Below are 11,774 nucleotides of genomic sequence, written 5' to 3'. Positions count from 1 at the left end.
CACTAATCCTTTCTTATTCCTGATTTTTCGCCTGCCGGCTTTTTTTCAGTTTTGCATAATCATCTGCTGCCTTTACAAATCCACGAAACAGCGGATGCGCATGGTTCGGTCTGGATTTGAATTCCGGATGTCCCTGTGTTCCTTCGTAAAACGGATGATCCTTGATCTCGATCATCTCTACGATGTGTCCGTCAGGAGAAGTACCTGCAATCGTCATACCTTTTGTGGCAAATTCTTCACGATATGCATTGTTGACTTCGTAACGATGTCTGTGACGCTCCTGAATTTCTTTCTTTCCAAACAATTCCAGTGCTTTGGAGCTGTCTGCAAGTACGCATGGATAGCTTCCGAGTCTTAAAGTACCTCCCAGATCTTCCACGCTCTCCTGATCCGGCATCAATGCAATTACCGGATGCTTTGTTGACGGATCCAGTTCGATACTGTTGGCATCTTCATATCCGAGCACGTGACGGGCAAATTCCACAATTGCCATCTGCATGCCGAGGCAGATACCCAGATATGGAATCTTGTGTACACGTGCATACTGTGCTGCAAGAATCATACCTTCGGTTCCTCTGTTTCCAAATCCCCCCGGAACAAGAATACCGTCTACTTTATGAAGTGTCTGATCCAGATTTTTCTCATTCAGTTCTTCAGAATCAATCCAGGTGATCTCAACCTTTGCTTTACAGGAAATACCACCATGTTTCAGAGCTTCTACCACACTTAAATAAGCATCATGAAGCTGTGTATATTTTCCTACCATTGCAATATTTACAACGCTTTCCGGATTTCTGAGGTCATTGACCATCTGAATCCACTCACTTAAGTCCGGTTTGCGATTTTCAAGTCTTAAGGATTCCAGTACTACATCTGCCAGTTTCTCACGTTCCATGGCAAGCGGTGCTTCATACAGATATTCCACATCCAGATTCTGCAGTACATGGCTGACCGGTACGTTGCAGAACAAAGCGATCTTTCCTTTGATTTCATCAGTCAACGGATGTTCGCTTCTGCATACCAGTACATCCGGCTGTATTCCCATTCCCTGAAGTTCTTTAACACTCGCCTGTGTCGGTTTGGTCTTCATTTCTTCCGAGGCTTTCAGATATGGAATCAGTGTTACATGAACCAAAATTGCATTGTCATGTCCTACATCATGCTGAAACTGACGGATAGATTCCAGAAACGGCTGGCTTTCAATATCTCCGACGGTTCCACCAACTTCAATAATTGCAATTTTTTCTTCATCCTGTGATTTTGCACGATAGAAACGGCTCTTAATCTCATTTGTAATATGAGGGATAACCTGCACGGTTCCTCCGCCGAAATCTCCGTGACGTTCCTTCTGTAATACAGACCAGTAAACCTTACCGGTCGTTACATTGGAATTTTTGTCGAGGCTTTCATCAATAAATCTTTCATAATGCCCCAGATCCAGGTCCGTCTCTGTACCATCGTCCGTAACAAAAACTTCTCCATGCTGGATCGGATTCATTGTACCCGGGTCAATATTGATATAAGGATCAAACTTCTGCATAGTCACCTGATATCCGCGCGCTTTCAGAAGTCTTCCGAGAGACGCTGCCGTAATACCTTTACCAAGTCCGGATACTACACCACCTGTTACAAAAACATATTTTACTGCCATTACCGATTTCCTCCTCTATCCTGTATCTTAAAATTAAAAAAGGCGCCAGAAGCGCATAAGGGACTATCCTCAATCGCTCCTGACGCCTTTGTCAGAATAAGATCCTAAAATATGAAATTTACTATACCTTATTTTTTTTCGTTTGTAAATATGTATTTTTGTAAAAATATCAACATCCACAGTCGATTTTTTTGTTGAGTTCTGCTTCCACATCCATCGGATACTTACCATCGAAGCAGGCTTTACATAACGGAAGGTTGCCTGCCATTCCCTCAAGATATTCACTCTGCATATATCCAAGAGAATCTGCCCCGATCATCTCACAGATTTCCTGTGCACTGTGATTGCTTGCGATCAGCTGATCATTGGACGGTACATCTGTTCCGAAATAACATGGATGCAGGAACGGTGGTGAACTGATCCTTACATGAACCTCCAGCGCGCCGGCCTTCTTCAGCATACGGATCAGATTTGCGATCGTAGTTCCCCGCACGATGGAATCGTCTACCAGTACGATACGTTTACCTTTAACTGCTGAATCCAGTACACTCAGTTTCAGATGGACACTGGACTCACGCTCTTTCTGTGTCGGTTTGATAAATGTTCTTCCGATATAGCTGTTCTTATAAAATGCAAATCCAAACGGGATTCCTGATTCTTCTGAATAACCTTTCGCTGCCGGAATACCGGATTCCGGAACACCTGTAACCAGATCCGCATCTACCGGATAGGATTTTGCAAGGGATTTTCCGCCACGGATACGTGCATCATAAATCTTTACCCCATCCATCATACTGTCCAGTCTTGCAAAATAAATATATTCAAATACACAATGGGCATGTTTGCCGGTACTCAGTTCTTTGTTGGATTCGATTCCGTTCTTTGAAATCGTGATCATCTCACCCGGTTCAATGTCTCTGACGAATTCAGCACCTACAGAAGTAAGTGCACAGCTTTCAGAAGCAAGCACATATGTATTGTCACGCTTACCAAGGCAAAGCGGTTTCAATCCAAGCGGATCACGGACACCGATCAGTTTTCTCGGGCTCATGATTACAAGCGCATAGCCTCCCTTTAACTTGCGGGCGGTTTTCAGAACTGCTTCCTGAACAGTTTTGGAATGTACCCTTTCTCTTGCCACATGGAATGCAATAACCTCTGAGTCTGTCGTCGTATGGAAAATCGCTCCGTTCTGAATCAGTTCCCATTTCAATTCAGGGGTATTGATCAGGTTACCATTATGTGCAAGTGCGAGTGTCCCCTTAATATAAGACAAAACCAGCGGCTGTGCATTCTCCGCAACAGATGCACCGGTCGTGGAATAACGTACATGTCCGATCCCGAGATCCCCCTCCATATTCCGTATGGTATCTTCACGGAGAACTTCACTTACCAGTCCGAGATCCTTATGAAACTGAACATTACCGCGCTCTCCGTTCGTTTTGGAAACTGCAAGTCCGCAAGACTCCTGTCCACGATGCTGAAGTGATGTAAGGCCATAATAAATGGATGGAACAACATTACCTCCATCCAGATCATAAATACCAAATACACCACAGGCTTCCTTAATTCCTGCCATCAGAATTTCCTCCCATTATCTATGAAATTTACCTGTGAATCTACCTGAAATTATAATAGAAGATCGACTTTTGTCAACCCTTGTCCCTGCAAAAAGCCATACAAATAAATTCATCTGACCAAACAAAAAATTTGAAATTTTTTTCACAAAAAATGTTGACAAGAGTTTTTTTTTGTGTATACTACATCACATAAGCAACGGCGCTTTGGATTAGATTCCAAGGCGCCTTTTTTGTTTATCACTAAGATCATAACGATTAATGGAATCGAAAATCGAAAGGAGACTTTACTATGGGACATAGCATTCCTGAAATTTATGGCAGTCTTGTTTTTAACGACAAGATCATGCGTGAGAAATTACCGAAAGATATGTACAAGGCGCTGAAGAAAACAATCGAGAACGGTACACATCTGGAGCTTGATGTTGCCAACTCTGTAGCAGTTGCCATGAAAGAATGGGCACTGGAACACGGTGCTACCCATTATACTCACTGGTTCCAGCCAATGACCAACTTTACAGCAGAGAAACATGACAGTTTCATTTCTCCTACTGTTGACGGTCAGGTTATTATGGACTTCTCCGGCAAGGAACTTGTAAAAGGTGAACCGGATGCATCCAGTTTCCCGTCAGGCGGTCTTCGCGCCACCTTCGAAGCAAGAGGTTATACAGCATGGGATCCTACTTCACCGGCATTCATTAAAGACCGTACACTTTATATCCCGACAGCTTTCTGTTCTTACAGCGGCGAAGCACTGGATAAGAAAACTCCTCTTCTTCGTTCCATGGATACCTTAAATAAAGAAGCTGTTAAGATTCTTCGTCTTCTTGGCAATACAGAAGTCAAACACATCAACACAACCGTAGGTCCGGAACAGGAATATTTCCTTGTAGACAAAGATCTTTATAATAAGAGAAAGGACCTGATCTTCTGCGGACGTACACTGGTCGGTGCTCCGGCTCCTAAAGGACAGGAAATGGAAGATCATTATTTCGGAACTCTGAAGCCACGTGTTGCAGCTTACATGCATGATCTGGACGAAGAGCTCTGGAAGCTCGGTATTCCGGCAAAGACAAAACATAATGAAGTTGCTCCTGCACAGCATGAGCTTGCTCCTGTATTTGATACAACAAACGTTGCTGTCGATCACAACCAGCTGACCATGGAAATCATGAAAAAAGTTGCAGCAAAACACAACATGGTCTGCCTGCTTCATGAAAAACCATTCGAAGGAATCAACGGCAGTGGTAAACACAACAACTGGTCCATGAGCACAGACACCGGAGTCAACCTTCTGGATCCTGGCAAAACACCTGCCGAAAATACACAGTTCCTTGTATTCCTTGTAGCTGTTATCAAAGCAGTTGATGACTACGCTGATCTGCTTCGTATTTCTGTTGCAAGTGCCGGAAACGACCACCGTCTCGGTGCAAACGAGGCTCCGCCGGCTGTAGTATCCATCTTCCTCGGTGATGAACTTACCGAAGTGCTCAAGGCAATCGAAAACGATGAGTTCTTTGCAGGACACGGTGCTGTTCAGATGGATATCGGTGCAAAAGTACTTCCTCACTTCGTAAAAGATAACACAGACAGAAACCGTACTTCACCGTTTGCATTTACCGGAAATAAGTTTGAATTCCGTATGCTTGGCTCCTCTTCTTCTGTAGCCAACCCGAACATCATCCTCAACACTGCTGTTGCAGAGGTACTTCATCAGTTCTATGAGGAACTGAAAGATGTTCCGGCTGAAAATATGGATACCGCTGTTCATGAACTGCTGAAAAAGACGATCATTGATCACAAACGAGTTATCTTCAACGGAAACGGCTACACAGATGAATGGATTGAAGAAGCAGAAAAACGTGGTCTCTATAATCTGGTTTCCACACCGGATGCACTGCCGCATCTCATCGATGAAAAAAATGCAAAACTGCTTACCAGTCATCATATATTCACCGATGCAGAGCTTCATTCACGTTACGAGATCAAGCTCGACAACTATGTGAAAACGCTTCACATTGAAGCAGGTACTTTAGCTGAGATCATTCAGAAAGATCTTCTTCCGAGCATTACTACATACATGGAAAAAATTGCACAGACCGCAGCACTTAAGAAATCAGTTGTTCCGGATATTTCCGTATCCGCAGAGGCTTCTCTTCTTACACAGCTGACAGAACTTTCCGAGACCATGACAAAAGATCTCGAAACCCTGAAAAAAGATACTGCTATGGCTGAATATGAAGCCGGCAAAGATCTTCTTAAGAGTGCTAAACTTTATCAGAGTGTTGTCCTTTCTGATATGGAAAAGGTTCGTGCTTCCGCTGATGCAGCCGAAGTTCTGATCCCGGATTCCATCCTTCCATATCCAACATACGGAAAACTTCTGTTTTCTATCTCTGACTGAGGAAAAACAATTTCACAATGGTAAAATCAGGGGATGTCACTATGAACATGAACTACTTCATAATTCATTATCGATTTCCTCATCCATTAATCACACGATACGACACCCCCTGTTTTACATATATATTTGATTCGTAAAGGCGCGGAGAATGATATAACATCATTCCCGTGCCTTTTCAATTTTGTAACCATTAACTTATTCAACTTTTTAGGGAAAGAGAGGTAACTTTATGGATTATTCAGCAGTAAACACAATATGGGTACTTTTAGGTGCCGCACTTGTCTTCTTTATGCAGGCCGGTTTTGCAATGGTTGAGACTGGTTTTACCAGAGCCAAAAACGCCGGTAACATTATTATGAAAAACCTGATGGACTTTTGTATCGGTACTCCTACATTCTGGATCGTCGGATTCGGAATCATGTTCGGAGCCGGAAACGGATTCTTCGGAAAGATCGGTGGCATTGCTACCGAAGCTAATTATGGTTCCGCAATGCTCCCTGACGGTGTTCCGTTCTGGGCATTCCTGATCTTCCAGACAGTCTTCTGCGCAACATCCGCTACGATCGTATCCGGAGCTATGGCAGAGCGTACAAAGTTCTCATCCTACTGTATCTACAGTTTTCTGATCAGCCTGATCGTTTATCCGGTATCCGGACACTGGATCTGGGGTGGTGGTTTTATCAGCCAGATGGGATTCCATGATTTTGCTGGTTCCTGTGCAGTACATATGGTCGGTGGTGTTGCCGCATTTGTCGGTGCTCTCATCCTCGGACCTCGTATCGGAAAATACTCTAAGAGCGGCAAATCAAAAGCCATCCCGGGACACAACCTTACCATCGGTGCTTTAGGTGTATTCATCCTCTGGTTCTGCTGGTTCGGATTCAACGGTGCATCTACTGTCAGCATGGAAGGCGATGCTATCGTAAGTGCAGGTAAGATTTTTGTAACTACCAACCTTGCTGCTGCTGTTGCGACAGTTGCCGTTATGCTCATCACATGGGTAAGATACAAAAAACCTGATGTTTCCATGTCTCTGAACGGATCTCTTGCAGGTCTTGTTGCTATTACAGCCGGATGTGATACCGTATCTCCAGTATCTGCTGCTATCATTGGTATTATCTCTGGTTTTGTAGTTGTATTCGGTATTGAATTTATTGACAAAGTACTTAAAGTAGATGATCCGGTTGGTGCAGTCGGTGTCCACGGATTAAACGGTGCTTTTGGTACCCTTGCAGTTGGTCTTTTCTCTGACGGAGCTGGCACAGGCTGGAAAGGTCTTCTGGTTGGCGGCGGTTTCCATGGATTCGGCGTACAGCTCGTCGGTATGCTCATCACAATCGCATGGGTTGCTGTTACTATGACAATTATTTTCCAGGCGATCAAACATACCATCGGCCTTCGTGTATCCGCCGAAGAAGAAATCGAAGGTCTGGATTCCAAAGAACATGGTCTTACAAGTGCTTATGACGGATTTGTTGTACATGACACCATGACTGTTCCTACTCCTATGGGCGTTGCCAAGAAAGCAGCCTCTGCAAATGTTTCTGCAAATGTAGCTCCGGCTGAAGTTGTTAACACAATTCCGGAACTTCCAAAAGAAGGCGTACACAAGCTGACAAAAGTAGTTATTATCACACGTCAGAGTAAACTTGAAGACTTCATGCATGCAATGAATGAAATCGGTGTTACCGGTATCACCATTACAAACGTTATGGGATGTGGTGTACAAAAAGGTGCCCGCTCCTACTACCGTGGTGTTGAGATGGATATGAACCTGCTGCCTAAGATCAAGATTGAGATCGTTGTCAGCCTGGTACCGGTCAAAACAGTTATCGAAACTGCCAAGAGAGTTCTTCATACCGGTCAGTACGGTGACGGTAAAGTATTTGTATACGATATCGAAAATGTTGTCAAGATCCGTACCGGTGAAGAAGGATTTGAGGCACTCCAGGACACACAGCCTCTGGAATAAACTTCCGGTAAACCCTTAAAATTTCCTCTATAAGTAAAATGAACAAAAGCAGCTCCTCTCCGATTCGGAGAAGGGCTGCTTCTTTGTCTGCAACAATATTCAATTCTCTTCTTCACGTGCAAGTTTCGGAAGATTCCAGCGGTAATGTGCGGCCAGATACCGGATCAGAACTACGACTGCCGATGCTCCTACCATAGATGCAACCGCACCAAAATGACGGTACAGAACCACACAGACGATTGCTCCTACGATTGATGCACATGCATAAATATGGCGCACAAGAATGTATGGTGGTACTCCTGCCATAATATCTCTCAGTAATCCACCACCAACGCCGGTAATCGTCCCAAGAAACACAAGCAGAAACATATAATCCACATATCCATGTGAAATTCCGGTGTTTACACCTACTACCGTAAATATCCCAAGTCCGATCGAGTCCATCACAAGCATGACTTTGTCATAAGTCTCACGATTGTGCCCCTGTAAAAGCTCTTTCTTTAAATATAAAATCAGAAAGACTACACAGGATGTGATCGTTGCCACCAGTGTATAAATCGGATTTCTGAACATTGCAGGTGGTACGATTCCAAGAATCACATCACGTATCGCCCCACCGCCGACAGCTGTCGTAACTCCGAGCACGATCACACCGAAAATATCCATGGCACGATCTACCGCTACCATAGCTCCGGACGCTGCAAACGCCACTGTTCCGAGCATTTCCATGATAAATGTAATAAGCTGCTGATAATCCATAATTTTCCCTCTCCACTTCCCCCATCATTATCTTCTTATTAGAAGTCCTGATGTTCATTATAACTGTCTGAGAGAGTTCTTGCAATCAGATATCGCAAAACGCTTTCCTTCTTTTCACTCTGCTGCAACTTTTTTGTTCCTCCATTCTGTTTGACTTTAAAATAGTTCTTTGTTAGTATAATTATAATTAACTCAAGGAGGCATACAATGAAAATAATTTCCATAAAAGATTTTGACAATATCCGCATTGGTAATGCCCAAAACACCTCGGCCGGAACAGGCTGTACCGTCATTATAAGCGAAACCGGCATGTGCGCAGGACTCGATGTACGTGGAGGCGGACCGGCTTCCCGTGAAAGCGAGCTGTTGAAACCTCTTGCTGCTGCCGATCGGATTCACGCAGTCCTGCTCGGCGGTGGAAGTGCTTTCGGACTTGATGCTGCCGGCGGTGTTATGCAGTTTCTGGAAGAAAAAGGAATCGGGCTCGATGTCGGCATCGCGAAAGTTCCTCTCGTATGTCAGTCAGATATTTTTGATCTGACTGTTGCTGATCCATATACCCGTCCGGATAAAGCCATGGGATACGAAGCCTGTGTCGGTGCCTGGCAGAATAATTACCAGGATGGCTGCTTTGGTGTCGGAACCGGTGCAACCATTGGCAAATTAAATGGCATGGAACACTGCATGAAATCCGGCATCGGAAGTTATGCAGTACAGATTGGAGAATTAAAGATCGGCGCTATCGTCGCCGTCAATGCCCTGGGGGATATTTATGATCATCACAATGGTCAGATCATCGCCGGCATGCTCTCTGATGACCGGAAATCTTTTGCTGATTCTGCACAGTTTCTTTACCGGTCATATGACATCCACGAAAATAAATTTGTGGAAAATACCACAATCGGTGCGATCATCACCAATGCCGCCTTCACCAAAAGCCAGCTCTGTAAAATTGCCGGCATGACACACAATGGCTATGCACGTTCGATCCGTCCTGTACATACCTCAGCTGACGGAGACAGTATTTACGCACTTTCTGTCGGAAACATACCTGCTGACTGTGATATGGTCGGAACACTTGCTGCAGATGTGATGGCAGAAGCAATTCTCTGTGCAATCAGAAATAGCGAATCAGCTTATGGTTTTCCTGCTTATAAAGATCTCAGTTTCGTATAAAATTTGGGGTTACTTACTAAGTACGTGTGTATAGAAATTGCTTTTGAGGAATTAAATTATTTAATGAAATCTTTTTTCCAGATAGGGTCTGTTTGTTTTATTGATCTTTCTTTTTGTATTGTGTTCGATCCCAGATTCCTTTTATTTTTTCCCATCCTCCTGTCGCAACGAGGAAGAATTTGGCGTCAATCTATTTTTTCGAAATAATAACAAACTGACCCTCACTCCGGAGGGAGAGCTTTTTTATAAAAGTGCAGAAGAACTTCTTGCACATGCGGATTCCGTAGAATCTGAATTTCTAAATCTATTCATAACCAAAAAGATAGCTGACACAAGGTCAACTATCTTTTTTTCGGTTCCACGCTCCGGTCTCATCTTTGATACCAAATTTTGCCGGATCAAACACCGGATTCTTAGCGCTTTTCTTTTGTTTTTCGTAATCTCGCAGGATTTCTACCGCTTTTGGTGCAAGAAATGCGATTGCAATGATATTTGCCCATGCCATAAGTCCGTATCCGATATCACCCATTGCCCATACAGCATCTGCATTTACAATTGCCCCAAGGAAAGATGCTGCAAGGAACACTGCTCTGGCGATTGCAACTGCCTTTTTGCTGTTACCTGTCAGATAACGGATATTGGATTCTGCCTGATAACAATATCCCGTCATAGACGTAAATACAAACAAAACAATGATAATGGCAAGTGCCTTTCCACTCCACGTTCCAAAAGTACTTATCAATGCGTGCTGTGTCCATTTGATTCCGGATTCCAGCCCGCCGGTCTGACTGATCAGAAGATTTCCGGCTGCATCAGTTACATCAAATGTACCTGTCAAAAGAACGATCATTGCTGTTGCTGTTCCGATAAATAATGTATCCACATAAATGGAAAATGACTGGATCAGTCCCTGTTTTGCAGGATGTGAACATTCTGCTGCTGCAGAAACTATCGCACCACATCCCATTCCGGCTTCATTGGAATAAATACCTCGTTTGACGCCCCATGAAACTGCAGAACCAACAATACCTCCCAGCAATGCATGCACTCCGAATGCAGACTGAATGATCATCTTCAGGATTCCCGGAAGTTTGGTAATATTGAGTCCCAGAATAATGACTGCCGCAAGAATATATACCGCACACATCGCCGGCGCAAGTAATTCCGCAATCTGTGCGATTCTTTTAATACTTCCATAAACAACAATACCGAGGATTACACAACAGATAGCACCGACAAGAATTTTATTTACAGAAAATGCTTCTTCAAAAACTGTTACAAGTGAGTTAATCTGCACACCCGGCATGAGAAATCCAGGTCCCAGAAATGCAACAATTGCAAAAAGGATCGCATACGGTTTGCATTTTAACCCTTTTTCTATGTAATATGCCGGACCTCCTGAAAATTCTCCATCCGGATTTTTGACCTTGTAAGCCTGTCCCAGCGCAGATTCTACAAATGCAGAAGCCGCTCCGATTGCCGCGATCATCCACATCCAGAATACAGAACCCGGACCTCCGTAAAAAATTGCAGAAGCAACACCAGCAATATTTCCCATTCCAACACGGGCACCTACCGTTGTCGCAAATGCCTGAAACGGAGTGATTCCGCTTTCACTTTCTTCTTTATCCATTAAAAGATGAATCATTTCTTTCATCAGTCGAATCTGTGGGAATCTCAGTCTGATTGAAAGATACAATCCCACACCAAGACATAATACAACAAGTACCATGCTCCATACTAACGAGTCTACGTTATTCACAAATACTGAAAATTTTTCCATACATTCCTCTTTTCTGATTTTCTTTTTATCTGATAGTCAAAAAAATAAAAAGCTCCCCATGGTACGCACACTTTATCGTGTTATCGTGGAGAGCTGTTAACTCATTAAATCTATAATACGCTTTATTTCAATAAAAAGCAATAAAAAGTGTCAATTTGGTGTCCTCTCCGGTGCTCCTGAATTCTATATTTTGTATGAAACACAAAAAGCCGGAAAGCCTTAATTTAAAAGACTTCCCGACTCACTAAAAACAGGGGATGAGAGAATCGAACTCCCACCAAAGGTTTTGGAGACCCCTATCATACCATTTGACCAATCCCCTACGTTATCGTATCTTCAAAACCACATACATGTTGACATTTGCAACCAGATCATGACCATGCGTTCGCTCGAAATCGGTCACCTCATGACTTCGTCATTCGGTGTCATTTGCTCGCAAATGTCCAGTCCAT

At 43.6% G+C, this 11,774-nt stretch carries 7 protein-coding genes and 1 tRNA gene; 3 read left to right on the top strand and 5 right to left on the bottom strand.

All coding sequences use genetic code 11. The features are described 5' to 3' along the window. Positions 1–13 precede the first annotated feature (13 nt). Positions 14–1,651: a CTP synthase gene (locus tag BQ7344_RS00085; RefSeq protein WP_072520888.1), complete on the bottom strand. Its 1,638-nt coding sequence runs from the start codon at positions 1,649–1,651 to the stop codon at positions 14–16. Between the two features lie 169 nt (positions 1,652–1,820). After that, positions 1,821–3,230, bottom strand: coding sequence for an amidophosphoribosyltransferase (purF, locus tag BQ7344_RS00080; protein ID WP_072520887.1), 1,410 nt, complete (start codon positions 3,228–3,230; stop codon positions 1,821–1,823). Positions 3,231–3,520: 290 nt separating this feature from the next. Between purF and BQ7344_RS00075 the strand changes: the two genes are divergently transcribed. Both BQ7344_RS00075 and BQ7344_RS00070 read left to right on the top strand, forming a co-directional pair. Next, on the top strand, positions 3,521–5,632 hold the full coding sequence (locus BQ7344_RS00075; RefSeq protein ID WP_072520886.1) for a glutamine synthetase III family protein: 2,112 nt from the start codon (positions 3,521–3,523) through the stop codon (positions 5,630–5,632). A gap of 229 nt (positions 5,633–5,861) precedes the next feature. Further along, positions 5,862–7,604 (top strand): ammonium transporter, encoded by a 1,743-nt coding sequence (locus BQ7344_RS00070; protein WP_072520885.1) that lies wholly within the window; start codon positions 5,862–5,864, stop codon positions 7,602–7,604. A gap of 99 nt (positions 7,605–7,703) precedes the next feature. Here BQ7344_RS00070 and BQ7344_RS00065 read toward each other — a convergent pair whose 3' ends face one another. Further along, entirely contained in the window at positions 7,704–8,363 is a 660-nt protein-coding gene (locus BQ7344_RS00065) for a trimeric intracellular cation channel family protein (RefSeq protein ID WP_072520884.1), read from the bottom strand. A gap of 207 nt (positions 8,364–8,570) precedes the next feature. Between BQ7344_RS00065 and BQ7344_RS00060 the strand changes: the two genes are divergently transcribed. Next, positions 8,571–9,539 carry a P1 family peptidase gene (locus tag BQ7344_RS00060; protein ID WP_072520883.1) on the top strand — a complete coding sequence of 323 codons (969 nt, stop codon included), beginning with the start codon at positions 8,571–8,573 and terminating at the stop codon, positions 9,537–9,539. Between the two features lie 337 nt (positions 9,540–9,876). On the opposite strand, the gene BQ7344_RS00055 is transcribed toward BQ7344_RS00060, so the two are convergent. After that, complete coding sequence (locus tag BQ7344_RS00055) at positions 9,877–11,322, bottom strand: alanine/glycine:cation symporter family protein (protein WP_072520882.1); 1,446 nt, start codon at positions 11,320–11,322, stop codon at positions 9,877–9,879. A gap of 251 nt (positions 11,323–11,573) precedes the next feature. Continuing rightward, positions 11,574–11,644, bottom strand: a tRNA-Trp gene (locus BQ7344_RS00050). Positions 11,645–11,774: the final 130 nt, after the last annotated feature.

Source organism: Blautia sp. Marseille-P3087, assembly GCF_900120195.1.
In the GTDB taxonomy this organism is placed as follows: domain Bacteria; phylum Bacillota; class Clostridia; order Lachnospirales; family Lachnospiraceae; genus Blautia_A.
The sequence above is the reverse complement of the archived record's forward strand: the minus strand, read 5'-3'. Positions and strand labels throughout refer to the sequence as shown.

What these genes read in the sequence shown, in the direction of transcription:
- BQ7344_RS00075 (WP_072520886.1), top strand. Translation starts at nt 3,521, where the DNA reads ATGGGACATAGCATTCCTGAAATTTATGGCAGTCTTGTTTTTAACGAC.
- BQ7344_RS00055 (WP_072520882.1), bottom strand. Translation starts at nt 11,322, where the DNA reads ATGGAAAAATTTTCAGTATTTGTGAATAACGTAGACTCGTTAGTATGG.
- BQ7344_RS00060 (WP_072520883.1), top strand. Translation starts at nt 8,571, where the DNA reads ATGAAAATAATTTCCATAAAAGATTTTGACAATATCCGCATTGGTAAT.
- BQ7344_RS00085 (WP_072520888.1), bottom strand. Translation starts at nt 1,651, where the DNA reads ATGGCAGTAAAATATGTTTTTGTAACAGGTGGTGTAGTATCCGGACTT.
- BQ7344_RS00065 (WP_072520884.1), bottom strand. Translation starts at nt 8,363, where the DNA reads ATGGATTATCAGCAGCTTATTACATTTATCATGGAAATGCTCGGAACA.
- purF (WP_072520887.1), bottom strand. Translation starts at nt 3,230, where the DNA reads ATGGCAGGAATTAAGGAAGCCTGTGGTGTATTTGGTATTTATGATCTG.
- BQ7344_RS00070 (WP_072520885.1), top strand. Translation starts at nt 5,862, where the DNA reads ATGGATTATTCAGCAGTAAACACAATATGGGTACTTTTAGGTGCCGCA.